General features: G+C 51.0%; 25 protein-coding genes. 13 read left to right on the forward strand and 12 right to left on the reverse strand.

Annotated features, from left to right (window positions below; translation table 11 throughout):
* Positions 1-73: 73 nt before the first annotated feature.
* Entirely contained in the window at positions 74-1015 is a 942-nt protein-coding gene (locus HMPREF2608_RS01955; RefSeq protein ID WP_070825793.1) for an ABC transporter ATP-binding protein, read from the reverse strand.
* Positions 1016-1030: 15 nt separating this feature from the next.
* Positions 1031-1921 (reverse strand): NUDIX hydrolase, encoded by an 891-nt coding sequence (locus HMPREF2608_RS01960; protein WP_070825794.1) that lies wholly within the window; start codon positions 1919-1921, stop codon positions 1031-1033.
* Positions 1922-2041: 120 nt separating this feature from the next.
* On the opposite strand from HMPREF2608_RS01960, the gene HMPREF2608_RS01965 reads away from it, so the two are divergent.
* From HMPREF2608_RS01965 to HMPREF2608_RS01995, 7 genes are all read left to right on the forward strand, one after another.
* On the forward strand, positions 2042-2626 hold the full coding sequence (locus HMPREF2608_RS01965) for a beta-class carbonic anhydrase (protein ID WP_049322449.1): 585 nt from the start codon (positions 2042-2044) through the stop codon (positions 2624-2626).
* An 18-nt stretch (positions 2627-2644) separates the two neighbouring features.
* Positions 2645-3250, forward strand: a complete 606-nt coding sequence (gene nadD, locus HMPREF2608_RS01970) for a nicotinate-nucleotide adenylyltransferase (RefSeq protein WP_070825795.1) — start codon at positions 2645-2647, stop codon at positions 3248-3250.
* A 58-nt stretch (positions 3251-3308) separates the two neighbouring features.
* Entirely contained in the window at positions 3309-3695 is a 387-nt protein-coding gene (gene rsfS, locus HMPREF2608_RS01975; protein ID WP_070825796.1) for a ribosome silencing factor, read from the forward strand.
* Between the two features lie 108 nt (positions 3696-3803).
* A complete protein-coding gene (hrpA, locus tag HMPREF2608_RS01980; RefSeq protein ID WP_084824533.1) occupies positions 3804-5198 on the forward strand; it encodes an ATP-dependent RNA helicase HrpA in 1395 nt (464 codons plus the stop codon).
* A 114-nt stretch (positions 5199-5312) separates the two neighbouring features.
* Positions 5313-5900 carry a hypothetical protein gene (locus tag HMPREF2608_RS01985; protein WP_070825797.1) on the forward strand — a complete coding sequence of 196 codons (588 nt, stop codon included), beginning with the start codon at positions 5313-5315 and terminating at the stop codon, positions 5898-5900.
* A 257-nt stretch (positions 5901-6157) separates the two neighbouring features.
* Entirely contained in the window at positions 6158-7735 is a 1578-nt protein-coding gene (gene lpt3 / locus HMPREF2608_RS01990; RefSeq protein ID WP_210402753.1) for a lipooligosaccharide phosphoethanolamine transferase, read from the forward strand.
* A gap of 65 nt (positions 7736-7800) precedes the next feature.
* Positions 7801-10752 carry a DUF3418 domain-containing protein gene (locus tag HMPREF2608_RS01995; RefSeq protein WP_070825799.1) on the forward strand — a complete coding sequence of 984 codons (2952 nt, stop codon included), beginning with the start codon at positions 7801-7803 and terminating at the stop codon, positions 10750-10752.
* A gap of 40 nt (positions 10753-10792) precedes the next feature.
* Here HMPREF2608_RS01995 and HMPREF2608_RS02000 read toward each other — a convergent pair whose 3' ends face one another.
* The 5 genes from HMPREF2608_RS02000 to HMPREF2608_RS02020 all read right to left on the reverse strand — a co-directional run bounded on the left by HMPREF2608_RS02000 (position 10793) and on the right by HMPREF2608_RS02020 (position 14921).
* Positions 10793-11356, reverse strand: a complete 564-nt coding sequence (locus HMPREF2608_RS02000; protein WP_070825800.1) for a hypothetical protein — start codon at positions 11354-11356, stop codon at positions 10793-10795.
* A gap of 2 nt (positions 11357-11358) precedes the next feature.
* Positions 11359-12564: an AAA family ATPase gene (locus HMPREF2608_RS02005; RefSeq protein ID WP_070825801.1), complete on the reverse strand. Its 1206-nt coding sequence runs from the start codon at positions 12562-12564 to the stop codon at positions 11359-11361.
* A 312-nt stretch (positions 12565-12876) separates the two neighbouring features.
* Complete coding sequence (locus HMPREF2608_RS02010) at positions 12877-13647, reverse strand: ParA family protein (RefSeq protein ID WP_070825802.1); 771 nt, start codon at positions 13645-13647, stop codon at positions 12877-12879.
* A gap of 67 nt (positions 13648-13714) precedes the next feature.
* Positions 13715-14344, reverse strand: coding sequence for a 16S rRNA (guanine(527)-N(7))-methyltransferase RsmG (gene rsmG, locus HMPREF2608_RS02015; protein ID WP_070825803.1), 630 nt, complete (start codon positions 14342-14344; stop codon positions 13715-13717).
* Positions 14345-14426: 82 nt separating this feature from the next.
* Positions 14427-14921: a hypothetical protein gene (locus tag HMPREF2608_RS02020; RefSeq protein ID WP_070825804.1), complete on the reverse strand. Its 495-nt coding sequence runs from the start codon at positions 14919-14921 to the stop codon at positions 14427-14429.
* A 433-nt stretch (positions 14922-15354) separates the two neighbouring features.
* Here HMPREF2608_RS02020 and HMPREF2608_RS02025 point away from each other — a divergent pair, with 433 nt between their 5' ends.
* From HMPREF2608_RS02025 to HMPREF2608_RS02035, 3 genes are all read left to right on the forward strand, one after another.
* Positions 15355-16827 (forward strand): malate:quinone oxidoreductase, encoded by a 1473-nt coding sequence (locus HMPREF2608_RS02025; protein ID WP_070825805.1) that lies wholly within the window; start codon positions 15355-15357, stop codon positions 16825-16827.
* A gap of 142 nt (positions 16828-16969) precedes the next feature.
* Positions 16970-17752, forward strand: a complete 783-nt coding sequence (gene trpC / locus HMPREF2608_RS02030; RefSeq protein ID WP_070825806.1) for an indole-3-glycerol phosphate synthase TrpC — start codon at positions 16970-16972, stop codon at positions 17750-17752.
* 63 nt (positions 17753-17815) lie between these two features.
* Entirely contained in the window at positions 17816-18187 is a 372-nt protein-coding gene (locus HMPREF2608_RS02035; RefSeq protein WP_070825808.1) for a DUF488 domain-containing protein, read from the forward strand.
* A gap of 72 nt (positions 18188-18259) precedes the next feature.
* Here HMPREF2608_RS02035 and HMPREF2608_RS02040 read toward each other — a convergent pair whose 3' ends face one another.
* From HMPREF2608_RS02040 to argG, 5 genes are all read right to left on the reverse strand, one after another.
* Positions 18260-18892: a DUF421 domain-containing protein gene (locus tag HMPREF2608_RS02040; RefSeq protein ID WP_049336846.1), complete on the reverse strand. Its 633-nt coding sequence runs from the start codon at positions 18890-18892 to the stop codon at positions 18260-18262.
* 14 nt (positions 18893-18906) lie between these two features.
* Positions 18907-19356, reverse strand: coding sequence for a DUF3290 domain-containing protein (locus tag HMPREF2608_RS02045; protein ID WP_049336847.1), 450 nt, complete (start codon positions 19354-19356; stop codon positions 18907-18909).
* A gap of 129 nt (positions 19357-19485) precedes the next feature.
* The gene (locus HMPREF2608_RS02050) at positions 19486-19701 is read right to left on the reverse strand and encodes a hypothetical protein (RefSeq protein WP_070825809.1); all 216 of its coding nucleotides are present in this window, start codon (positions 19699-19701) and stop codon (positions 19486-19488) included.
* Positions 19694-19909 carry a DUF4177 domain-containing protein gene (locus HMPREF2608_RS02055; protein WP_070825810.1) on the reverse strand — a complete coding sequence of 72 codons (216 nt, stop codon included), beginning with the start codon at positions 19907-19909 and terminating at the stop codon, positions 19694-19696. The genes HMPREF2608_RS02050 and HMPREF2608_RS02055 overlap by 8 nt, the downstream gene beginning before the upstream one ends.
* A 43-nt stretch (positions 19910-19952) precedes the next feature.
* Positions 19953-21296 carry an argininosuccinate synthase gene (gene argG / locus HMPREF2608_RS02060; protein ID WP_049322465.1) on the reverse strand — a complete coding sequence of 448 codons (1344 nt, stop codon included), beginning with the start codon at positions 21294-21296 and terminating at the stop codon, positions 19953-19955.
* 110 nt (positions 21297-21406) lie between these two features.
* Between argG and HMPREF2608_RS02065 the strand changes: the two genes are divergently transcribed.
* From HMPREF2608_RS02065 to HMPREF2608_RS02075, 3 genes are read left to right on the forward strand one after another with little or no spacing between them, the layout of a single operon-like run.
* Entirely contained in the window at positions 21407-22207 is an 801-nt protein-coding gene (locus HMPREF2608_RS02065) for a competence/damage-inducible protein A (RefSeq protein ID WP_070825811.1), read from the forward strand.
* Positions 22207-22833 (forward strand): phosphatase PAP2 family protein, encoded by a 627-nt coding sequence (locus HMPREF2608_RS02070; RefSeq protein ID WP_070825812.1) that lies wholly within the window; start codon positions 22207-22209, stop codon positions 22831-22833. Before HMPREF2608_RS02065 ends, HMPREF2608_RS02070 begins: the two co-directional genes overlap by 1 nt.
* 12 nt (positions 22834-22845) lie before the next feature.
* Positions 22846-23796 carry a YheT family hydrolase gene (locus tag HMPREF2608_RS02075; protein ID WP_070825813.1) on the forward strand — a complete coding sequence of 317 codons (951 nt, stop codon included), beginning with the start codon at positions 22846-22848 and terminating at the stop codon, positions 23794-23796.
* Positions 23797-23864: the final 68 nt, after the last annotated feature.

Here is a 23864-nt window from a genome sequence, read left to right on the forward strand (position 1 = left end):
TTGATTGAATAGACAAGACCGTCTGAAGAATGTTTTTTCAGACGGCCTTTTTCTTTTTCTCAATCCATCAAATTCAATCAAACCAAACGATCTGACTTTCATCCACGCTGATGCGGATTTCCTGTCCGGTTTGCGGTTTGTCCGTATCGTGGTCGGCGTGGGGATACCAAATCAAATCGCCGTATTGCGGATGGGCGAGGGTGAGGCGTGTACCTTCGGCGAGGGGGACGGCTTCGCTGATGCGGACGGCTGTGCCGTTCGGGTCGAATCGGATGGCGTGTTGGGGAATGTAACGTGTGTCGCCGGTGTTGGCTAAACCGAGCAATAGGGCGGCTTGGGCGTTGACGGGGCGGCGGATAAGGGTTTCCGGCGTGCTGTGTTGGAGGATGCGGCCTTCGTGCATGATGGCGATGGTGTCGGCCATGGTGCAGGCTTCCTCGGCGGAGTGGGTCACGAGGATGGCGGGGATGTTTTGACTGCGGATGCGTTCGGCGGTCAGGGTGCGCAGGTGGTGGCGCAGGTGGGTGTCGAGGCTTGAGAAGGCTTCGTCCAAGAGCAACAGCGACGGGCGCGTGATGAGGGCGCGCGCGAGGGCGAGGCGTTGTTGCTCGCCGCCGGAGAGGCTTTCGGGTTTGCGTTGCGCTTCGTGTTCCAAACCGATGTCGCGCAAGGCCTGCATGGATTGTTCTTCGATTTCGGCTTTGGGCAGGCGGCGCATTTTGAGGCCGAAGCCGACGTTGTCGAGGGCGGTTAAATGCGGCAAAAGGGCGTAGTCTTGAAACATCAGCGAGATATTGCGCTTTTCAGACGGCATGTCGGTGATGTTGTCGCCGTTGAGCCAGACTTCGCCGCTGTCGGGACGCACCAGACCGACGATGGTTTTGAGCAGGGTGGATTTGCCGCAGCCGGAGCGGCCGAGTACGGCGAGGATTTCTCCTGCTTCGATGTTTAGGTTGATGTCTTGGGCAACGGTTTTGCTGCCGAAGCGTTTGTTGATGTTTTTGAGTTGCAACATGGTTTCAGACGGCCTTTAAAAATGGGGTCGGCAACGGATGCTGTCGAGCCATGCGGACAGCGGATGTTTGGGGTCGATCAGGCCGTATCGACGGCAGGCTTCGATCGTGACCAGCTGGGCATCGTGCATCATGTGTCCGCACAACATGGCATCGAGCAGGGTGGGGATGTCCATCAGTTCAAAACCGGCAACTTCGCCGTCTTGGTTGGCGGGACGGAAGCCTTCGGGCAGGATGATGTCGAAGATATACAGGATTTCGTTGTGGACACCGCGGTTAACGGGGCGCAAACTATATATTTGGGCAGTCGGTCGGATATGGGGGGTTAACGAAGCGGGAATGCCTGCTTCTTCTTCGCCCTCGCGACAGACGGCTTCAGACGGCCTCTCGCCGCTGCTGATACCGCCTCCGGTCAGATTGTCGAGTTTGTTCGGATCAACGGCTTTGTGCGGACTGCGGCAGCCTATCCAAAAGCGCAGACTGTTTTCTGTTTCGACCAATCCGTTTAAGTGAACTGCCTGACTCATCAGGCCGAACGGACGGAAGGCGGCGCGTTCGAGTGCGCATAAAGGCTTGCCCGACTGGTCGCAGATGTCGAACTTTTCATCGCGCCAACCTTTGAGCCAACCGCAATCGCGCCACTGTTGCGCCAGCGTTTGCAAACTGTCGCCCATTTCTGCCCAGCTGTCGGTTTCCAAATTCAGGCCGTCTGAAAGGGTCGACTGCCTGCCTGTCCAATCTTGCCCGAGGCGTTCGCGCCATAACGGGTTCAGACGGCCTAAAGGCAGGCCGTTGAGATACAGAATGCACCAATCGTCGGATGCGCCATAGCTTGTTTGCGCCCAATCCCACAATGCGTCGTGGACATCGGACGCGAATACCTGTTCAAAACGGAAAGACTGAGACATGGCGCATCCTCCAAAAGAACTAAAGATACGTCGATTTTAGCCGTTTACGGCGAATTTGCAAAACAACCGCACTACCCGAAAACCGCTATAATAGAGTAAACCATCCGAAACGAGCACATCATGAGCGAATTGAGCGAAATCCTCGCCTATAACCAACATTTCGTCGAAACGGGCGAATACGAAAAATACTTTACCAACAAATACCCCGGCCGCGAGCTGGCCATCCTTTCCTGCATGGACGCACGCATTATCGAATTGCTGCCCAATGCCTTGGGCTTGAAAAACGGCGATGCCAAGCTCATCAAAAACGCCGGCGCGCTGGTGACCCACCCTTGGGGTTCGGTGATGCGCAGTTTGTTGGTGGCCGTATTTGAACTCAAAGTCAAAGAAATCATGGTCATTGCCCACCACGACTGCGGTATGCGCGGACTACACGCCGAAGAGTTCCTCCAACGCGTACACGACAGCAATATCCCCGACGATCGCATCGAAACCCTGCGCAATGCCGGTATCGATTTGGACGGCTGGCTGACCGGTTTTGACAACGTCGAAGACAGTGTACGCCATACCGTCGAGCTGATTCGCAAACATCCGCTGATGCCCGACAACATCGCCATCCACGGCCTGGTTATCCACCCGACCACAGGCAAGCTCAACCTGATTGTTGACGGCAGCCTGCCTGCTTCAGACGGCCAAAACATCTAACGCAGACACCACCACGAAATGAAAAACATCGGATTATTCGGCGGCACGTTTGACCCCATCCACAACGGCCACCTCCACATCGCCCGCGCCTTCGCCGACGAAATCGGTTTGGACCTTGTCGTCTTCCTGCCAGCAGGCGACCCGTACCACAAAGACAGCACGCGCACGCCGGCACAAGAGCGCCTCAATATGGTCGAACTCGCCATCGCCGACGAGCTGAAATTCGCCGCCAGCGATTGCGACATCGTCCGCGACGGCGCGACTTATACGTTTGACACCGTCCAAATCTTCCGCCAGCAGTTTCCCGGCGCGCAATTGTGGTGGCTGATGGGCAGCGACAGCCTGATGCAGCTGCACACATGGAAAAAATGGCAAACCCTCGTGCGCCAGACCCATATCGCCATCGCCATGCGCCAAGGCGACAACCTCAACAAAACCCCGCGCGAATTGCACGCATGGCTCGGCGAAGCCCTGCAAAACGGCAGCGTCCGCATCCTCAACGCGCCGCTGCACAACACCAGCTCCACCCAAATCCGTGCCGATCTCGCCAAAACGCACTATTCAGACGGTCTGCCGCAACCGGTCGCCCAATACATCCGCCAACACAAACTCTATGAAAAATAGCGTTTATTCAGGCAGATAAGCTATAATGCCGTCTGAAAACATTTCAACTAGGAAAATAATGAACGAACAAGAATTGCAAGACCTGCAAAAAATGGTCGAAGTGGCCGTAAACGCCCTTGAAGATATTAAAGCCAAAGACATCTCTGTTTTGGAAACCCAAGACAAAACCTCCCTGTTCGCCCGCATGATTATCGCCAGCGGCGACAGCACACGCCAAGTCAAAGCACTGGCAAACAACGTTGCCGTCGATTTGAAAGAAGCCGGTTTCGAAATCCTCAGTACCGAAGGCGACAGCGGCGAATGGACGCTTGTCGACGCAGGCGACCTCGTTGTCCACGTCATGCTCCCTGCCGTGCGCGACTTCTACGACATCGACACCTTGTGGGGTGGAGAAAAACCGAGTTTCCACGCCGGTATGCAAAAACCTTGGCACGCCGTCGACTAAAACGGTTTATCCATACAAAGGCCGTCTGAAACTTGAAAGCAAGCAAGTTTCAGACGGCCTTTTGCTATAATTCCATTCTTTTCACATTATTCAAATTATTGCACCATCATGCCGCAACCCGATTTCGCCCAAACCCTCTCCAAAGACCGCCATTTTCTGCGATCTGCCTTTAAAAACCCCAATAAATACGGCGGCTTGGACAAGGTTGAGGAAAAATACAAAAAATCGCACGACCTCTATCTGCAACGCCTGTCCAAACTGCCCAAGCCCGAATTCGACAATACGCTGCCCGTTCACGAAAAACTCGACGAAATCAAAAAAGCCATTGCCGAGAATCAGGTAACGATTATTTGCGGCGAAACCGGCTCGGGCAAAACCACGCAGTTGCCCAAGATTTGTTTGGAACTCGGGCGCGGGGCAGCAGGTTTGATCGGGCATACCCAGCCGCGCCGTTTGGCCGCGCGTTCCGTGGCAGAGCGGATTGCCGAAGAGCTGAAATCCGAAATCGGCAGCGCGGTCGGCTATAAAGTACGCTTTACCGACCACACCTCGCGCGACGCCTGCGTCAAGCTGATGACCGACGGCATTCTGTTGGCAGAAACCCAGGCCGACCGTTATCTCGCCGCCTACGACACGATTATCATCGACGAAGCGCACGAACGCAGCCTGAACATCGACTTCCTCTTGGGCTATTTGAAACAGCTGCTGCCGCGCCGCCCCGATTTAAAAGTCATCATTACCTCGGCAACGATAGACGCAGAACGCTTCTCCCAACACTTCAACGGCGCGCCCGTTTTAGAAGTGAGCGGGCGCACCTATCCCGTCGAAATCCTCTACCGACCGCTGACCAGCAAAGACGAAGACGACGCAGAAGTCGAGCTGACCGACGCAATTGTCGATGCAGCCAACGAATTGGCGCGATATGGCGAAGGCGATATTTTGGTGTTCCTGCCGGGTGAACGCGAAATCCGCGAAGCCGCCGAAGCCCTGCGCAAATCCACACTGCGCCGCAACGACGAAATCCTGCCCCTGTTCGCACGCCTGTCTCACGCCGAACAGCACAAAATCTTCCACCCTTCAGGCGCAAAACGCCGCATCGTGCTGGCGACCAACGTCGCCGAAACCTCGCTCACCGTGCCGGGCATCAAATACGTCATCGACACCGGCCTCGCGCGCGTCAAACGCTATTTCGCACGGGCGAAAGTGGAGCAGCTTCATGTCGAAAAAATCTCCCAAGCCGCCGCCCGCCAACGCTCCGGCCGCTGCGGCCGCGTCTCCGCAGGCGTATGTATCCGACTGTTTTCAGAAGAAGATTTCAACAGCCGCCCCAAATTTACCGACCCAGAAATCGTCCGCAGCAACCTCGCCGCCGTCATCCTGCGCATGGCATCGCTGAACTTGGGCGATGTGGCGGCATTTCCATTTTTAGAAATGCCCGATTCGCGGTATATCAATGACGGTTTTCAGGTGTTGCTGGAGTTGGGGGCGGTGGAGGTCGTCTGAAAAACGTAGGTCGGGCATAAATGCCCGACGAAGATGGATGAGCTATAAAAAATATTGGACATAAATGTCCGACCTATCTGTTAGAAAATTAACAAAAATATATGGAGTATAAACATGAGTGATTATGATTTTTTATGGGAAATGCGAGACCGTGGTTATAGTAATGAAGAAATTATGGAAGCCGCAGTTTGTGGATATGCACCTTACGAGGCTGTTTATTTAGATGATGATAGAAATACCCAAATTATTGATAATTTATTTGATGATATTAAAGATTGGGATACGGATGTTCAAGTCAGTTATGAAACAATTGAAGACGAAGAAACTGCTTATTTTAAAGAGCAAATATTTAATAGTTTAATTGAAAATGCAAAAGAATATTATTCACTTACAGGAAGATATTTACAAATTTGGGGAGAACTAGGTGAACTTTATGCTGAATTAGAATACGGATTAAAAAGGCATAAGGACGTTAACCACGAAGGTTCTGATGGTTTCATTAATGGAAAACTGGTTGAAGTGAAAACCATATCTCCTTTAAAACAACATAACCAAGTAGTCGTGAAGAAAAAAGGAAGTTTTGAACAACTATTAATTGTGCGAATCAGTAAAAATTTTGAATTTAAAGCCAAATTAATTTCAAGAGATAAACTGAATGGAACGACTGGAAAATTCTTAAAAGGAAAAATTATAGTGGATTAAAATAAAAATGAGACAAGGCGGCAACGCCCGCCGTGTACGGGTAGTACATAAGGGCGTTGGCAACGCCGTATCATTGCAATTTTAATCCACTATAAATAGAGTAGATTGGGTATTCATGCCCGACACAATCTGACAAATGACAAACCACTTTCAGACGAACTCGTTTTTTGAAAAACAATCTGTAAACAGATAGCTGCTGAAGAATACCGTTGCCGCACACCCAAAACCCGGCATGCAACTTTTATTGTGAACTTCCTATTATGAAAAAATCCCTTTTCGTTCTCTTTCTGTATTCATCTCTACTTACTGCCAGCGAAATTGCCTATCGCTTTGTATTCGGAATTGAAACCCTGCCGGCTGCGAAAATGGCGGAAACGTTTGCGCTGACATTTGTGATTGCTGCGCTGTATCTGTTTGCGCGTTATAAGGCAACGCGTTTGTTGATTGCGGTGTTTTTCGCGCTCAGCATCATTGCCAACAATGTGCATTACGCGGTTTATCAAAGCTGGATGACGGGCATTAATTATTGGCTGATGCTGAAAGAGGTTACCGAAGTCGGCAGCGCGGGTGCGTCGATGTTGGATAAGTTGTGGCTGCCTGCGTTGTGGGGCGTGTTGGAAGTTGTGTTGTTTTGCAGCCTTGCCAAGTTCCGCCGTAAGACGCACTTCGCCGCCGATATTTTGTTTATTGCAGCGATGTTGCTGATTTTTGGACGTTCATTCAGTACGACGCAGGAACACGGTATTTCGCCCAAACCGACATACAGCCGCATCAAAGCCAATTATTTCAGCTTTGGCTATTTTATCGGACGTGTGTTGCCGTATCAGTTGTTTGATTTAAGCAAGATTCCTGTGTTCAAACAGCCTGCGCCAAGCAAAATCGGGCAGGGCAGTGTTCAAAATATCGTCTTGATTATGGGCGAAAGCGAAAGCGCGGCGCATTTGAAACTGTTTGGTTATGGGCGCGAGACTTCGCCGTTTTTAACCCAGCTTTCGCAAGCCGACTTTAAGCCGATTGTGAAACAAAGCTATTCCGCCGCTTTGATGACGGCTGTGTCCCTGCCCAGCTTTTTCAATGCGATACCGCATGCCAACGGCTACGAACAAATCAGCAGCGGCGATACCAATATGTTCCGCCTAGCCAAAGAGCAGGGCTATGAAACGTATTTTTATAGCGCGCAGGCGGAAAACGAGATGGCAATTTTGAACTTAATCGGTAAGAAATGGATAGACCATCTGATTCAGCCGACGCAGCTTGGCTACGGCAACGGCGACAATATGCCCGATGAGAAACTGCTGCCGCTGTTTGACAAAATCAATTTGCAGCAGGGCAAGCATTTTATTGTGTTGCACCAACGCGGTTCGCACGTCCCATACGGCGCATTGTTGCAGCCTCAAGATAAAGTATTCGGCGAAGCCAATATTGTGGATAAGTACGACAACACCATCCATAAAACCGACCAAATGATTCAAACCGTATTCGAGCAGCTGCAAAAGCAGCCTGACGGCAACTGGCTGTTTGCCTATACCTCCGATCATGGCCAGTATGTGCGCCAAGATACCTACAATCAAGGCACGGTGCAGCCCGACAGCTATCTCGTGCCGCTGGTGTTGTATAGCCCGGATAAGGCCGTGCAACAGGCTGCCAACCAGGCTTTTGCACCTTGCGAGATTGCCTTCCATCAGCAGCTTTCAACGTTTCTGATTCACACGCTGGGCTATGATATGCCGGTTTCAGGTTGTAGCGAAGGCTCGGTAACGGGCAATCTGATCACAGGCGATGCAGGCAGCTTAAATATTCGCGACGGCAAGGCGGAATATGTTTATCCGCAATAAGCGGCATAAAAACCAATAAAGACAAATTAAGATGATGTCGGGGAAGATGCCCGACCGACAAGACTATGCAAAATATGAAAAACCAAGTACGCGGATCAGGCATGGATGACCGATCCAACCCAGCCAATGTTTCAGACGGCCTGCAAAACAGTTCGGGCCATATCGGCGCCAACACGCGCTACCGTCTGACCAAGCTCGGCGAACAAATGGCGCGCCTGCCCATCGACCCGAAAATTGCGCGCATTTTGCTGGCGGCGAAGAAACACGACTGCATGGCGGAAATATTGGTGATCGCGTCCGCACTGTCGATTCAAGACCCGCGCGAGCGGCCGCTGGAAGCGCGCGATGCCGCGGCCAAGGCGCATGAGCGCTTTACCGACAAGCAATCCGATTTCCTTGCCTATCTGAATATTTGGGATAGCTTCCAGCGCGAGCGCGACAAAGGCTTGTCCAACAAGCAATTGGTGCAGTGGTGTCGACAATATTTCCTGTCGCACCTGCGTATGCGCGAGTGGCGCGAGCTGCATCACCAGCTTGCCCAAACCGCGATTGAAATGGGTTTGACCACCAAAGAAGCCGCGTTTAGACAAGCTCCTTCCCAAGAACAATTAAGGCCGTCTGAAAGCCAAGGCGACCAAGATTTGGCAGCCAAACTCAAGCAAAAACAACTGGATAAGAAACAACACCGCGCCCAAATCCGCGCCGCAAAAGAAGCCGGCTACGAACAAATCCACCGTGCCCTGCTGACCGGTCTTATCGCCAACGTCGGCATGAAATCGCCCGACGGCAACGACTATACCGGCGCGCGCGGCAGCCGTTTCCACCTTTTTCCTGCATCAGCCCTGTTCAAAGCCAAGCCCAAATGGGTGATGGCGGCAGAATTGGTTGAAACCACGCGCCTTTACGCGCGCGACGTCGCCGTTATCCAGCCCGAATGGATAGAGCAGGAAGCGCCGCACCTCGTCCGCTATCATTATTTCGAGCCGCACTGGGAACAAAAACGCGGTGAAGTCATCGCCAGCGAACGCGTGACGCTTTACGGCCTGACCGTATTGCCGCGCCGCCCCGTTTCCTATGGCAAAGTTGCGCCTGAAGAAGCGCGCGAAATCTTTATCCGTGGCGCATTGGTGGCGCAAGAAAGCAATCTTCAGACGGCCTTTTTTGCCCACAATAAAAAGCTGATTAAAGAAATTACCGAACTCGAACACAAATCACGTAAGCAAGACGTATTGGTCGATGACGAAGCCCTGTTTGCGTTTTATAACGAACGCCTGCCCGAGCTGGTGTGGAAAGACGCGAAAGGTGGCGTTTGGGGAAGCGAAGAGGGCGGACAAATCCAGTCGGACAAGACAGCCGATCAAAACGGACAAGCAAACCAGCGCAACGCAGGGCGTGTGGCGCAAGCCACGCACGCGGATTCCAACGATGCGGACAACCGCGAGCGTGAACCGAGTTTACATACCCGACAAAATGTTTCAGACGACCCTAAGCCCAAAAAGCAGCCAGCATCTCAAAAAGGCCGTCTGAAACCTTTGCCCCTTGCCGATATCCGCACCTTTGAAGCCTGGCTCAAAACCGCCGAGCGCGACAATCCGCGTCTGCTGTTCCTCAGTCGCGACGATCTGATGCAACACGCCGCCGCGCACATTACCGAAGAGCAGTTCCCCAAATTCTGGCAAACCGCAGACGGCAAGTTCAAACTTTCCTACCGCTTCGAGCCGCACCATCCGCTCGACGGCGTGACCATGACCGTGCCGCTGACCGTCCTCAACCGCCTGCACGCGCCGTCGCTCGAATGGCTGGTACCCGGTATGTTGCGCGAAAAAATCCAGCTGCTGATTAAAGCACTGCCGAAGCAAATCCGCCGCATTTGCGTGCCCGTACCCGATTTCATCACCAAATTTCTCGAAAGCAATCCCGACCGTCAAGCGGCCATCATTCCCCAGTTGGCGCACTTTATCGCCAAAAGCGCCGGCGATATGCGGATTCTTGAGCAAATCGACCAAGACGCATGGGCAGCGCAAGAATTGCCCGAACATTGCTATCTGAATCTGCGCATTATCGACGACGGCGGACAAGAGCTTGCCGGCGGCCGCAAACTGCACGAATTGCAACAACAACTCGGCCAAGCCGCCGCCGTTACCTTCCGCGACAACACCCAAGAATTTGAGCGCGACAACGTCACCGCATGGGACATTGGCACCCTGCCCGAATCCATCAAATTCGCACGCGGCAAACAACAGCTCACCGGCTACCTCGGCCTGCAAAAAGAAAAAGACGGCCACATCGCCCTGCGCCTGTTCGACACCACCGAAGCCGCCGAGCAGGCACACCGTCAAGGCGTGATCGAATTGATGAAACTGCAATTAAAAGAACAAGTTAAAGACCTGAACAAAGGCATCCAAGGCTTCACCCAAGCCGCCATGCTGCTCAAACACATCAACGCCGACACCCTGCGCGACGACCTCACCCAAGCCGTCTGCGACCGCGCCTTTATCGGCGAAGACGAGCTGCCGCGCAACGAAAAAGCCTTCAAAGAACAAATCAAACGCGCCCGCAGCCGCCTGCCCGCCGTCAAAGAAGCCCTCAGCCGCTACCTGCAGGAAACCGCCGCCGCTTACGCTGAGCTCAACAGCAAACTCGGCAAACACCCGCTCACCCACCTTCTAAGACTACGCCTGCAAACCCTGCTCGCCGCCGGCTTCGCCACCCATACCCCGTGGGCACAATGGCCGCGCCTGCCTATTTACCTCAAAGCCATGACCCTGCGCCTTGAAAAATACAGCGGCAACCCCGCACGCGACGCAGCCCGCGAAGCCGATATTCGAGAGCTGGAACAAATGTGGCAGGAAAAAACGGATAGCTTGATAAAACAAGGACAACCCTTTTCAGACGACCTCGCCGCGTTTAAATGGATGATTGAAGAATTGAGGGTGTCGCTGTTTGCACAGGAATTGAAGACACCGTATCCGGTGTCGGTGAAGAGGTTGATGAAGGAGTGGGAGGGGTTAAGATAACCATAGACACCGTTTGAAACTTTACAAACGGTGTCCATTTTTAAGAATTTCTAAATGTTGAATACAAATTAGGAAATTTTTTTTCTGAAATTTCAGGACGTAGACGGCAACAGTTTCTTAATTCTTTTCTAAAGTCTTTTAATTCAGACAATACAGAACATAATTCTCTAGACCAAAGTTTTGATAAATTGAATCCTTGACTCTCCAGCTTTTCGAGCAATCTTTTTTCCTCAATGAAATGTTTTTTTAATTGCTGCTCACCTGAAGCTTTGTTAAACATTTCCTGCAAATCTTTGCGCTTTGTGTTTAAACAAAAGAGCATTTCATGTTCAAAATTTTGTGTTTGTGGAAGTAAAAAAATATTATTCTTTCCTACATGCCCTTTAATTACATGAAAATTTTTAATGAAATTTTCATGACAAACTGTCTGATCAGTGTCGCATATAATAATCACTTTTGTATTATTTTGAGGAATTTGTCGAATTATTGTACCTATTTTCTTATGAGATAAACTCCATAAATTGACCTTTTTAATTTGCCCAACAAACAAACTATTAACAAGTTTTTCTTCCGTTTCTCCTTCAACTAAAAAAATATACTGCATTATTAATCTTCCCACATCAATTTATCTAAGTTAGAAGTATCAGGCAATGTATTAAAATAGTTATTTTTAACATAATTTATTAAGCTTCTGTCATTTTTGCTGAAACTATTTTCTGGCTGAACAATAGAAGTGTAGTTACCCTCTTTCCTCATGAATAAAAAGGAATGTGAAGGAAAGCCCATATCTAATACATCATAATTATGAGTTGTATAAAAGAACTGCGCAGTAGGACTCAATTTCTCAATAATTAAATTTAATATATGTTGCTCCAGATAGGAATGGCTATATGCCATTTGCTCATCAAGAAAATGGGTGCAACTATTTTTAGCCTTGCCCTCTGCAATAATGCGACCAATAAAATTGGTTAATTTAATTGCATCATAAGTACCTTTGGAGAATCTATTTGCAGATTCTTGAGAGCCCGCAATTTCACCTGATGCATTGATCAAAACAGAATCATCATTATGGAATTTTATAATATAACCTGTAATATCTTTATTCCTTGATTTAGCTGATTTTTTGGTTTCAGATTGTGGAATAACGGCATCTACTGATTTTATGGATGAATCGAAACTATTTAGAATTCTAAAGACCAAATCTTGGGATGCATGATGCGTTGAATTTGCTTTATCTTCACTTTTATTTTCTGAGAACATAAACATCCAACCTAAATCATCAATCTCGATTTCGGAAAAATCATCAAATGCTTGAGAAACTCCAGAAATATCACTATCGATATATTTGCCATTTGGATTCTTCTGCTTTTCTTTGATTGTTTGTAATCGTTTCCTTACATTAGTACAGCTATCTTTCATGCCAATTGGAGTCGTTATATATTTTAATTTGCGAATCGCCATGCCACTATCTACAAACTCTAATTCTAATTGATGCATTTCATTGGTAGATGGGGTCACGAACTCTATTAAGATAGTTGCAGGACGTGTTCTATCACAAATAGCGTTAAGATATTTGATGATATTCTTCCTTTTTATAAAATTTTCTAATCCACAAATTATTTTACCTAGTGAAGTTTTACCGCTAGCATTTGTACCTGAAATAATACAGACTCGTTTAAAATTAAAATTAGGTCGCTTAGGTAAAAACTCATTCGGAATGCTGGATTTTGGATTTTTCCGTTTATAGCTTAGATCTATTTCAATATTTGAGAAGCCATATAGATTATCAATATTAAGTCGAGTAATAATCATGATATATTTTCCGAAAAATGGATTTTATTCACTTTACCCCAAGTCCTCATAACATGCAAGCAAACAGTAACAAACCGTTTCAAATACTCTATCTGTGTGTACCTTTAGCAAGCTGTAGCCTACATCAAACCGCGTGCGTGCCTTTGGGCACACACCCTACCTATGAATCATAAAGAGTTTGAAATTTATGCGTAGGGTGTGTGCGGTACGCACGCACGCGATCTTTTTAAAAAAGTTCTTTCCCATCAAACCAAAGGCCGTCTGAAAGTACTTTCTACCTTTCAGACGGCCTTTTTATATTCATATTTCTGTTTATTTTTCCAACCGTGCAATCAGTTCATCGGCCAAGTCCAAATAAGCCTGTGTGCCTTTGGCATGGGCGTCGTAGGCGAGGGCGGGGAGGCCGTGGCTGGGGGCTTCGGCGAGGCGGATGTTGCGGGGGATGACGGTGTCGAAGAGCAGGTTGCCGAAGTGTTGTTTGAGCTGTTCGCTGACTTCGACGACGAGGCGGCTGCGGCTGTCGTACATGGTGCGGACGATGCCGGTTACGTCGAGGTCGGGGTTGATGGCTTGGCGGATTTTGCGGACGGTGGCTACTAAGTCGGAAATGCCTTCGAGGGCGTAGTATTCGCAAAGCATGGGGACGATGACACCGTTGGCGGCGACAAGGCCGTTGAGGGTGAGCAGGGTCAGGGATGGGGGGCAGTCGATGAGGACGTAGTCGTAGTTGTCGGCAACGAGCTGCAGGGCGTTTTTGAGGCGGATTTCGCGTGCGATTTCTTGGACGAGTTCGACTTCTGCGCCGGCCAGTGTGCGGTTGGCGCCCAATACGTCGTAGCCGCCTTCTTTGCTGCGGACGACGGTGTTGGGGATGTCGGTTTCGCCGAGGACAACTTGGTAAACGCCGTTTTCGATGGTGGCTTTGTTGATGCCGCTGCCTGTGGTGGCGTTGCCTTGGGGGTCGAGGTCGACGACGAGGACGCGGCGGCCTTTTGAGGCTAGGGAGGCGGCTAGGTTGACGGTGGTGGTGGTTTTGCCGACTCCGCCTTTTTGGTTGGCGACGGCGAGGATTTGTGCGCTCATGTGCTTTGCTGTCGTGTTAAGTGTGGATGGCTGGATTGTACCGTTATTCGGTATGCTTGGGTTATTTTCAGACGGCCTTTTTGCGGATGATGACGATATGGCGTTCGGCATTGAGTTGGGGGACGTGCAATGCTTCGACTTTTTCGACGGCGACGCTTTCGGGCAGTTTGTCGATTTCTTCTTGCGGATATACGCCTTTCATGGCCGCCCAGTAGCCGCTGTCTTTGATGAGGTGCTCTGTCCAGTTGACGAAGTCGGCGAGTTCGGCAAAGGCGCGGCTGGTGATGACGTCGGCTCGGCAGTCGGCGGCGACTTCTACGCGGCCGCTGATGACGCGGACGTTTTTAAGGCCGAGTTCGATGACGGCTTGCTGCAGAAAGGCGGTTTTTTTGGTGTTGGCATCGAGGAGGGTGATGTCGAGGTCGGGGCGGCAGATGGCGGTGGGTATGCCGGGCTGTCCGCCGCCGGAGCCGACGTCGAGCATGGTTTGGGCGTGTTCGATGTAGGGCAAGAGGGTCAGGCTGTCGAGCAGATGATGGCTGACGGTTTGGGCGGGATCGCGCAGGGCGGTCAGGTTGTAGGTTTTGTTCCACTTTTGCAGCAGGGCGGCATAGTCTAGCAGTTTGGCTTGTTTGGCTTCGTCGATGTCCAAACCCAGTGCCTGTATGCCGTCGCGGAGCTGTTGCGCCTGATTCATTTGTTATTCCTTATTGGTTAAAACGCGTTGGATGTAATGGTAACGGAAAGCATGCCGTCTGAAAATGTTTGTGCCTGTTGAATCAACGTTTCATCTTGTGAAAGACGATGGGCTGCTCCGGAGCGCGCGTGAGCTGTTTGGGCAGGGTCAGCATGGCGATAATCCACACGGAGAGGGTGTAGTAGAACACGCCTTGTCCGCGCATACCGGCCAATGCGGCATTGCCTAAGATGGCTTCAAAAATCAAGCCTGCCGCCGCCGAGGCACACGCTGCTACACCGGCAAGGAAGATGGCGTAACGCGAATACCGGCGCATCATTTTTTTATACGCCAGCTTGGTCAGTCCACCGGCAATTGGCAGGTTGAGGAAGGCAAACATGCCGCAGACAAACCATGTAACGGAATCCTGCCAGCCGCTTTGCCATGCCCACGAGCCGTCTTTGACCGTGACCAGCAGGCCTTGGCCGTCTGAAAAGGCGATTTGCACGATATTGTGCAATATCATCGCCAGCGGCAGGGTGAGGAACATCAGTGCGACCAATAGGGGGCGGTAGGGCTTTTCTTGAGTCAGGTACATGGCGGCTTGCCTTGTTGTGGGATAAGTCGAAATGATAGCAGATTGGCGGTTGATTCACGTTTGTTAGCGCTGAAATTGCTGACAAAAACGGTCAATTAAAAAAGAAATGAAAAATTCTTTTTTCTTGGCAAACGTTGGCAGATAAAGGTTAAGAAAACGTTTTCAGACGGCATAATCTCTTATTTTTATATGAACCGAACAGAAAATCTTTGCATTTCTCCGTAAAATCTACTAAATTCTCAATAACATATTATAAAGACCTGAAATCTGGAACCCAAACCGAAACTGCCTTCCGCCATTTACGCTCGGAAACTCAGCAGGCAAAAAAGTTTCACACACAACAAAAATACAAAATAATTCCTATGAAATCAGTTGTTTATAATGATAGATAACCACAAGGCAAACCATGCCTGACTTTAGTAGGAGTAAAACCATGGCTGAAGCAACCGATGTCGTATTAGTAGGCGGCGGCATTATGAGCGCCACTTTGGGCGTATTGCTCAAAGAACTCGAACCATCTTGGGAAATCACCCTGATCGAACGCTTGGAAGATGTAGCGTTGGAATCATCAAATGCATGGAACAATGCCGGTACGGGACACTCTGCGCTGTGTGAATTGAACTATGCGCCCCTGACTGCCGACGGCACGATCGATCCGACCCGCGCCCTCAATATTGCCGAACAATTCCATATCAGCCGCCAATTTTGGGCGACTTTGGTCGAAGAAGGCAAACTGACCGACCGCACTTTCATCAATTCCGTCCCCCATATGTCGCTGGTGATGAACGCCGACCATTGCAGTTATCTGCAAAAACGTTTCGACGTGTTCAAAAACCAAAAACTCTTTGAAAAAATGGAGTTTTCTACCGACCGCTCCAAAATTGCCGAATGGGCGCCGCTGGTTGTCAACGGCCGTGATGAAAACCAATCCATCGCCGCCAACTACTCCGCCGAAGGCACAGACGTCGATTTCGGCAGCCTGACCCGCCAGATGGTCAAATACTTGAGCGACAAAGGCGTAAAAATCAAATTCAACCGTCATGTCGACGACCTCAACCGCGAATCGGACGGCGCATGGGTGCTGAAAACCAGCAGCACCAAAGACGATGACGACCCGTTGACACTCCGCACCCGTTTCGTCTTCCTCGGCGCAGGCGGCGGCGCACTGACCCTGCTGCAAAAATCCGGTATCCCCGAAGGCAAAGGCTACGGCGGCTTTCCGGTTTCCGGCCTCTTCTTCCGCAACAGCAATCCCGAAACGGCCGCGCAACACAACGCCAAAGTGTACGGCCAAGCCTCCGTCGGCGCACCCCCAATGTCCGTTCCGCATTTGGATACCCGCAACGTGGACGGTCAACGCCATTTGATGTTCGGCCCGTATGCAGGCTTCCGCCCCAACTTCCTCAAACAAGGCTCGCTCATGGATTTGCCGATGTCCATCCACATGGACAACCTTTATCCTATGCTCCGCGCCGGTTGGGCTAATATGCCGCTGACCAAATACCTCTTGGGCGAATTGCGCAAAACCAAAGAAGAACGCTTCACTTCGCTCTTAGAGTATTATCCGGAAGCCAATCCTGACGATTGGGAACTGATTACCGCCGGTCAACGCGTACAAATCATCAAAAAAGACCCGAAAAAAGGCGGTGTACTCCAATTCGGTACCGAAATCGTCGCCCATGCCGACGGCTCGCTGGCCGCCTTGCTGGGCGCGTCCCCAGGTGCATCAACCGCCGTACCTTTGATGATTAAGCTGATCAACCAATGCTTCCCCGATCATGCCGAATCATGGTCAGGCCGTCTGAAAGAATTGGTGCCCGGCTACGGTATCAAGCTGAACGACAATCCGACTTTGGCGGACGAAATCATCAGCCACAACGCGTTCGTTTTGGGCATCCATCACTAATTGAAGCAGACACAAAGGCGGGCATTCTTGCCCGCCTTTTTTCAAACCATTAAAATAGCGGCACTCAGGCCGTCTGAAATCTAATCTGCGGCAGCATGTTGCACGATTCAAACCCGAAAATCAGCCCTAATAGAAAAACGCCATGACCGATATTCTCAACAAAATTCTTGCCACCAAAGCAGAAGAAGTGGCCGCCCAAAAAGCCGCCGTTTCCTTGGAAGACATCAAAGCCCAAGCGCAGGCTGCTGCGCCGGTTCGCAGCTTTATCGGCTCGATCCGTGAAAAACACGCGCAGAATCTGCCAGCCATTATTGCCGAAGTCAAAAAAGCCAGCCCAAGCAAAGGCCTGATCCGTCCTGATTTTCATCCTGCCGAAATCGCCGTTGCCTATGAAAAAGCCGGCGCGGCCTGTTTGTCCGTGTTGACGGACGAACCTTATTTCCAAGGCTCGCCCGAGTATTTGAAACAGGCGCGTGCGGCCGTGGCGCTGCCGGTCTTGCGTAAAGATTTCATCATCGACGAATACCAAATCTATCAGGCGCGCGCGTGGGGTGCGGATGCGGTTCTTCTGATTGCCGCCGCATTGGAAGCCGAGCAGCTTGAGCGTTTTGAAGCCGTCGCCCACGAATTGGGCATGACTGTCTTGTTGGAGTTGCACGATGCGTCCGAGCTGGAAAAATGCCGCAACATGACCACGCCGTTGTGGGGCGTCAACAACCGCAACCTGCGTACGTTTGAAGTGACTCTGCAACAAACCCTCGACCTCTTGCCTGAGTTGAGCGGCAGAACCGTTGTAACCGAAAGCGGCATCCGCAACAAAGAAGACGTCGATTTCATGCGCGGCCACGGCGTGCATACTTTCCTGATCGGCGAAACCTTTATGCGTGCCGACGATATTGAAGCCGAAGTCAAAAAACTGTTCTAAACCTAAAAAACATCAGGCCGTCTGAATTTTCAGACGGCCTGAATCCATTGGAGACGAGAAAAAATGTTTACCGTACAGCGCATTTACGCGTATCAGCCCAATCCCGAACAGACCGCCGTCTTTATCGACCGCCTCTATCCGCGCGGCGTCCATAAAGAAGTTTTCGCTACGGCGCTTTGGCTGAAAGACATTACGCCCAGTGCAAACCTGCGCCGCTGGTATCACGAAAATCCGGCTGAGAATTTTGACGGTTTTGTCAGCCGTTATCATGAAGAGCTGCAAGGCGATGCCGAGCAGGCCGCCATCAAGCAGTTGCTGGATTTGGAAAAACAGCACGGCAATATTTTATTGCTGACCGCCGTCAAAGATCCCCGACATTCCCACGTTTCCACACTGGCTCAATTTTTGGGTGCAACGTTTGAATATCGCGATTAAAAAATCAGTGTTTGAGCTGAATACAAAAAGGCCGTCTGAAATCAAGGTTTCAGACGGCCTGCTATTTTCAAATCAAGAAGGATAACGGTGTGCCACCAATTTTCCGTCTATGTATTCGCCGATATAGACTTGCGAGGCTTCAAGGTGGAGGCGGTCAAGTTCCTGTTGCAGCCATTCTTCATCACGCTTAATGATTTCGAGGATGTCGGGGTCAACTTGGCCGTCTGTAATCAGTGGATAGCGCAGGCTTTCGTCGCCGTACTTAATGACGGCGAGCTGGCCGTTTTGTTCCATCACGGCACGTTTGACGGCAGAGATTTCGTAGATGCCGGCGGCGCGGAGTTTGAACATGAGGTCGTGTGCGCTGATGCCGTTTTTCATGCATTCATCGGTTTGGATTTTGCCGTTGACGATAACCCAGACGGATTTGCCGTCAATGATGGATTTGACCCAGCGGTTGTGGTTTTTGATGAATTTCAGGCTCAAGACCAACAGCGTCCACAAAATCAGCACGAGGAAAAATTGCAACAGGCCGACGCTGTCGCTGTAAATCACGCCACCGATGATGCCGCCGAGTACATAGTTTTGCACTTGGTCCATGGCGGAGGTCGGCGCGAGGTTGCCTTTACCTAAGAGGTTGATTTGCAAAATCAAACCTAAAATACCCATCAGCAGTTTGAGGGCGAGCAGGGAGTATGCTTCCATGTGTGTATATCCTGTTATTCTTTATCGATGAGTTCGATATTGTTGTTGACCAAATTGATGGGCGTCAGCGTGTAGGCGGAGAAGTCTTGATTGAAATGAACTTCGTAGTATTGGTTTTTGATGCCGATAATCATGCCGTTGAACAGGCGCGTGCTGTTGACGATGATGTCTTGTTTTTCAACTTTTTGGTTTTCAATCAAGGCATTGAGAAAACCCACCATGCGCGAAGTATCGGCGGCAAAGTTTTGACGCTCGCTGTATGAAAGATATTGCGTGCCGCAGATGAGGATGAGCAACAGCAGCGCAATAATGCTCAGGTCGCGGTATTTGGTGTCCATGCGGTGGCGCAGGTATTGCGATACGGCGAGCAGGAGGATGACGAGGGCGGCGAAAATCAGGATATATTTCAAGTAGTCGTGGAAATACATATGATTTTCAAGATAAAAGTGAGAAAAGAATTTCATGGTATTTGATAAATTTGGGAAGGGTAATAAGGCCGTCTGAAACTTACATTTCAGACGGCCTTGTCTATTAAACAAGGATTTTGCGTCAAGGTTTCGGATAAAGCATACATGGCGCTTCCCGAAGTAGTATCAGTTGATAAATCCGTCGTCCTTCATTTTCTTTTCGGAAAAATACTGGCTGATGACCAGTAAGCTGGCCAGAATAATAATGAAAAGACCTGCCATGGTCAGGGTGATTTTGAGAAACATATCGGCATCGATGAAGGAAAACCAAAGTTGCAAAATCAAGAGCAACACCCAGCTGACGAACAATCCGAGACAGGCATAGACGCCGAGTTTAAACATGTTCTTTTTCCAAAATGACGACGTAGGCTTCACGCACGAAAAACAGCAGCATGCGGCGCTGATCTTTTTCCATGGTAACGACCTTCCATCCTTGCGAAGCGTGGCTGTTGAGGAAATCGCTGAATTTGACCGGATTGATTTTGGCGCTGCCGAAAACCAAACTGGAAAGCAGGTTCTCTTGATAAATGACGGCTTTATATTCTTTCATTTTATTCCTTTGAAAAATAAGGGGGCTTTAAAGCCCCCTGATTCTACTCCTTATTATTCAACTGCGGTAATACAGAGCCTTCGCCCAATGCCAACAAACCGCTTTGCGAGTAAATACCCAGTTTGGCGCGGGTGTCGGTGATGTCGAGGTTGCGCATGGTCAGTTGGCCGATGCGGTCGAGCGGTGTGAACGCTGCGTCTTCGACTTTTTCCATGCTCAGGCGTTCCGGTTGGTAGGTCAGGTTAGGCGATTCGGTGTTCAGAATCGAGTAGTCGTTGCCGCGGCGCAATTCGAGGGTGACTTCGCCGGTAATGGCTTTGGCAACCCAGCGTTGGGCGGTTTCGCGCAACATGAGGGCTTGGCTGTCAAACCAGCGGCCTTGGTAGAGCAGGCGGCCGAGGCGCAGGCCGTTGATGCGGTATTGTTCGATGGTGTCTTCGTTGTGGATGCCGGTAACCAAACGCTCGTAGGCGATGTGGAACAATGCCATGCCCGGGGCTTCGTAAATGCCGCGTGATTTGGCTTCGATGATGCGGTTTTCGATTTGGTCGCTCATGCCCAAGCCGTGACGGCCGCCGATGCGGTTGGCTTCGAGGAAGAGTTCGACAGGATCGGCGTATTCTTTGCCGTTTAGTGCAACCGGCACGCCTTCTTCAAAGCGTACGCTGACTTCTTCGGGTTTAACTTCGACGTTTTCGTCCCAGAAGGCAACGCCCATGATGGGCTTAACGATTTTGATGCCGCTGTTGAGGAATTCCAAGTCTTTGGCTTCGTGGGTGGCACCCAGCATGTTGGAGTCGGTAGAGTAGGCTTTTTCAACCGACATTTTGTAGTTGAAGCCGTTGGCAATCAGAAATTCGCTCATTTCGTGGCGGCCGCCGAGTTCGTCGATAAATTGTTGGTCGAGCCAAGGTTTGTAGATTTTCAGCGCGGGATTGGTCAAGAGGCCGTAGCGGTAGAAACGCTCGATGTCGTTGCCTTTGTAGGTACTGCCATCGCCCCAGATATTCACATCGTCTTCTTTCATGGCGGAAACGAGCATGGTGCCGGTCACGGCGCGGCCCAGAGGCGTGGTGTTGAAGTAGGCGATGCCACCGGTGGAAACGTGGAACGCGCCGCATTGGATGGCGGCGATGCCTTCGTGTGCCAGTTGTGCGCGGCAATCAATCAGGCGGGCGTTTTCTGCGCCGTATTCCATCGCTTTTTTAGGAATGGCGTTGTAATCGTCTTCGTCAGGTTGGCCGAGGTTGGCGGTGTAGGCATAAGGCAGCGCGCCTTTGAGTTTCATCCACAACAGTGCGGCAGAGGTATCAAGACCGCCGGAGAAGGCGATGCCGACTTTTTGACCGATGGGGAGATTTTGTAAAATGGTATGGTTTTGGCTCATTGGGATTTCTCCAGACTTGAAAAGTTGAAACCATTATCTTATAAATGGAATACATTGTCAGCAATTAGGCCGTCTGAATGTTCGGAGGGCCGTATTAAAGAAACCTCATCATGAACGCTTTTAACCTCATCATCATCGGAGACGAAATCCTGCACAGCAGCCGTCAAGACAAGCATTTCGCCTTTTTCAAATCCCTGCTCGAATCCAAAGGGCTGAAGCTCAATCAGGTGCAATATCTACCCGACGAACCCGATTTACTGGTCAGGCAACTGCGCCGCAGCTTTTCAGACGGCATACCGACGTTTGTTACCGGCGGCATCGGTGCCACGCCCGACGACCACACGCGTCAAGCCGCGGCTGCTGCTTTGGATTTGCCCGTCGTCCGCCATCCTGAAGCCGCCAAGTTTATCGAAGGCGTGACCCGGAAACGCGGCGAGCCGCTTGATTCGCCGGAACACGCCCAACGCCTGAAAATGGCAGATTTTCCCGAAGGCGCGGAATTGGTGCCCAATCCGTTTAACAACATCGCCGGATTTTCTATCCGCGAGCATTATTTCTTCCCTGGTTTCCCTGTGATGGCGCACCCGATGGCCGAATGGGTTTTGAATACTTATTATGCCGACCGTTTCAACCAAACCGAATGCGGTAGCCGCAGCGTGTATGTGTTCAACCAACCCGAATCGCGCATTACGCCGATTATGGAACATCTTGAGCGTACCTACGCCGGTATCCGTTCGTACAGCCTGCCCACCGTGGGCCGTACCGATTCAGACGGCCATTATACTCCGCCGCATATCGAGTTCGGCATCAAAGCGGAAGGCGAGGCCTGCCGCTTGCTGGATGCGGCGTGGGAAGATGCGTTGCAGGGTTTGCAGGCGATTGGCGCGACTTTGAAAGAAACGGTGGAATAATGCACTTGTCTCCGGCCCAAGCCAAACGCGCACTGGCTTTCGCTTCTTTGCTGTTTTTGCCGCCGACCCTCATCATCGGCATTTGGCTGGCGCAATATGGCGGCTTTGCTTTTGAGCCGCCGCTGATGCACGCCATCCATGCCCATGCGGGCACATGTTTTGACCCGATTGCCACTGTGTTGCACTATCTGGGCAAAACCGCGATTGCCGTGCCGCTGATCGGCGCAGTCGCCGCAGCCCTGTATTTTGCCGATAAGAAGCGCGAGGCACTGTTTTGCGTGTTGGCGGCATTGGTGCCGACTTTGAATATGCTGATTGTGAAGGTTTGGTTTGCCCGCGAACGTCCGCTGCTTTGGCCGCGCCTAATTGAAGAGAGCAATTTTTCCTTCCCCAGCGGCCACAGTACGTTTTCCGCCGCCATTGCCGTCATGCTGATATTGCTTTGCCGCCGCACGCGCTACCGCCGCGCCGCTTGGATAGGCGGTATTTCCTTTGCCCTGTTGACCGGGTTTTCGCGCATTTATTTGGGCGTGCATTATCCCACCGACGTTTGGGCAGGTTGGACAAACGGCACGCTGACTGCCTTGCTGGTGTATATGCTCATCTTCAGGCCGTCTGAAAAATAGAAGAAATAAATCATGAATACACGTTCACCCAACACGCCTTATTGGCTCAGAAACGGCCATGCCGACACCCTGTTTGCCAAGCTGCTGCAAGGCAAGGCGCCCGACTACCGCCGCGAGCTTCTGCCCGACAGCACCGGCAAAACCCAAGTTGCCTACGATTTTGTCGACAGCGCCGACCCCGATGCGCCGTTAGTGGTTTTGTTCCACGGACTGGAAGGCAGCAGCGAGAGCCATTACGCGGTCGAATTGATGAAAGCCGTACAGCAGCGCGGTTGGAACGGCGTGGTTGCCCATTTCCGCAGTTGCGGCGGCATAGCAAACACCGCACCTGTGTTCTACCATCTCGGCGATACGCCCGAAATCGCCTTTATGCTCAACACGCTGGCACAACGCTATTCAACCATCTACGCCGTCGGCGTTTCTTTGGGGGGCAATGCCTTGGCCAAATATTTGGGCGAGCAGGGCAGCAATGCCGTTCCGCGCGCTTCTGCCGTCGTTTCCGCGCCGGTTGATGCCGTGGCGGCCGGTACGCGTTTTGACCAAGGCATGACGCGCTTGATTTACACGCGCTATTTTTTAAATTCACTGTTGCCGAAAGCCCGAGCGATTCCCCGGTTTCAGACGGCCTTAAGCCAGCAAAACTGCAAAACGCTTGGCGATTTTGACGACCGCTTTACCGCGCCGCTACACGGTTTTGCCGACCGCCACGATTACTACCGCCGCAATTCCTGCAAGCCGTTCCTGAAAGGCGTGGATACGCCGTTGCTGTTGCTTAATGCCGTCAACGACCCTTTCCTGCCGCCGGAAGCCCTGCCGACCTGGCGGGACGTGTCCTCGGCTGTTACGCTGCTGCAACCGGCATACGGCGGTCATGTCGGCTTTGTCAGCAGTGATCAAGGCCGTCTGAATCTGCAATGGCTGCCGCAAACCGTGTTGGACTATTTCAAACAGTATCAGCCGTAAATGAAAAAGGGTATGTATGCAGACATGCCCTCAGGGTGTAGAAAGTAAAAAGGCCGTCTGAAAAGAGT

This window comes from Neisseria sp. HMSC064D07 (assembly GCF_001837185.1).
GTDB lineage: Bacteria > Pseudomonadota > Gammaproteobacteria > Burkholderiales > Neisseriaceae > Neisseria > Neisseria flavescens_C.

Coding starts and splice junctions, on each gene's coding strand:
- HMPREF2608_RS01955 (WP_070825793.1), bottom strand. CDS start 1,015: ATGTTGCAACTCAAAAACATCAACAAACGCTTCGGCAGCAAAACCGTT.
- HMPREF2608_RS01960 (WP_070825794.1), bottom strand. CDS start 1,921: ATGTCTCAGTCTTTCCGTTTTGAACAGGTATTCGCGTCCGATGTCCAC.
- HMPREF2608_RS01965 (WP_049322449.1), top strand. CDS start 2,042: ATGAGCGAATTGAGCGAAATCCTCGCCTATAACCAACATTTCGTCGAA.
- nadD (WP_070825795.1), top strand. CDS start 2,645: ATGAAAAACATCGGATTATTCGGCGGCACGTTTGACCCCATCCACAAC.
- rsfS (WP_070825796.1), top strand. CDS start 3,309: ATGAACGAACAAGAATTGCAAGACCTGCAAAAAATGGTCGAAGTGGCC.
- hrpA (WP_084824533.1), top strand. CDS start 3,804: ATGCCGCAACCCGATTTCGCCCAAACCCTCTCCAAAGACCGCCATTTT.
- HMPREF2608_RS01985 (WP_070825797.1), top strand. CDS start 5,313: ATGAGTGATTATGATTTTTTATGGGAAATGCGAGACCGTGGTTATAGT.
- HMPREF2608_RS01995 (WP_070825799.1), top strand. CDS start 7,801: ATGCAAAATATGAAAAACCAAGTACGCGGATCAGGCATGGATGACCGA.
- HMPREF2608_RS02000 (WP_070825800.1), bottom strand. CDS start 11,356: ATGCAGTATATTTTTTTAGTTGAAGGAGAAACGGAAGAAAAACTTGTT.
- HMPREF2608_RS02005 (WP_070825801.1), bottom strand. CDS start 12,564: ATGATTATTACTCGACTTAATATTGATAATCTATATGGCTTCTCAAAT.
- HMPREF2608_RS02010 (WP_070825802.1), bottom strand. CDS start 13,647: ATGAGCGCACAAATCCTCGCCGTCGCCAACCAAAAAGGCGGAGTCGGC.
- rsmG (WP_070825803.1), bottom strand. CDS start 14,344: ATGAATCAGGCGCAACAGCTCCGCGACGGCATACAGGCACTGGGTTTG.
- HMPREF2608_RS02020 (WP_070825804.1), bottom strand. CDS start 14,921: ATGTACCTGACTCAAGAAAAGCCCTACCGCCCCCTATTGGTCGCACTG.
- HMPREF2608_RS02025 (WP_070825805.1), top strand. CDS start 15,355: ATGGCTGAAGCAACCGATGTCGTATTAGTAGGCGGCGGCATTATGAGC.
- trpC (WP_070825806.1), top strand. CDS start 16,970: ATGACCGATATTCTCAACAAAATTCTTGCCACCAAAGCAGAAGAAGTG.
- HMPREF2608_RS02035 (WP_070825808.1), top strand. CDS start 17,816: ATGTTTACCGTACAGCGCATTTACGCGTATCAGCCCAATCCCGAACAG.
- HMPREF2608_RS02040 (WP_049336846.1), bottom strand. CDS start 18,892: ATGGAAGCATACTCCCTGCTCGCCCTCAAACTGCTGATGGGTATTTTA.
- HMPREF2608_RS02045 (WP_049336847.1), bottom strand. CDS start 19,356: ATGAAATTCTTTTCTCACTTTTATCTTGAAAATCATATGTATTTCCAC.
- HMPREF2608_RS02050 (WP_070825809.1), bottom strand. CDS start 19,701: ATGTTTAAACTCGGCGTCTATGCCTGTCTCGGATTGTTCGTCAGCTGG.
- HMPREF2608_RS02055 (WP_070825810.1), bottom strand. CDS start 19,909: ATGAAAGAATATAAAGCCGTCATTTATCAAGAGAACCTGCTTTCCAGT.
- argG (WP_049322465.1), bottom strand. CDS start 21,296: ATGAGCCAAAACCATACCATTTTACAAAATCTCCCCATCGGTCAAAAA.
- HMPREF2608_RS02065 (WP_070825811.1), top strand. CDS start 21,407: ATGAACGCTTTTAACCTCATCATCATCGGAGACGAAATCCTGCACAGC.
- HMPREF2608_RS02070 (WP_070825812.1), top strand. CDS start 22,207: ATGCACTTGTCTCCGGCCCAAGCCAAACGCGCACTGGCTTTCGCTTCT.
- HMPREF2608_RS02075 (WP_070825813.1), top strand. CDS start 22,846: ATGAATACACGTTCACCCAACACGCCTTATTGGCTCAGAAACGGCCAT.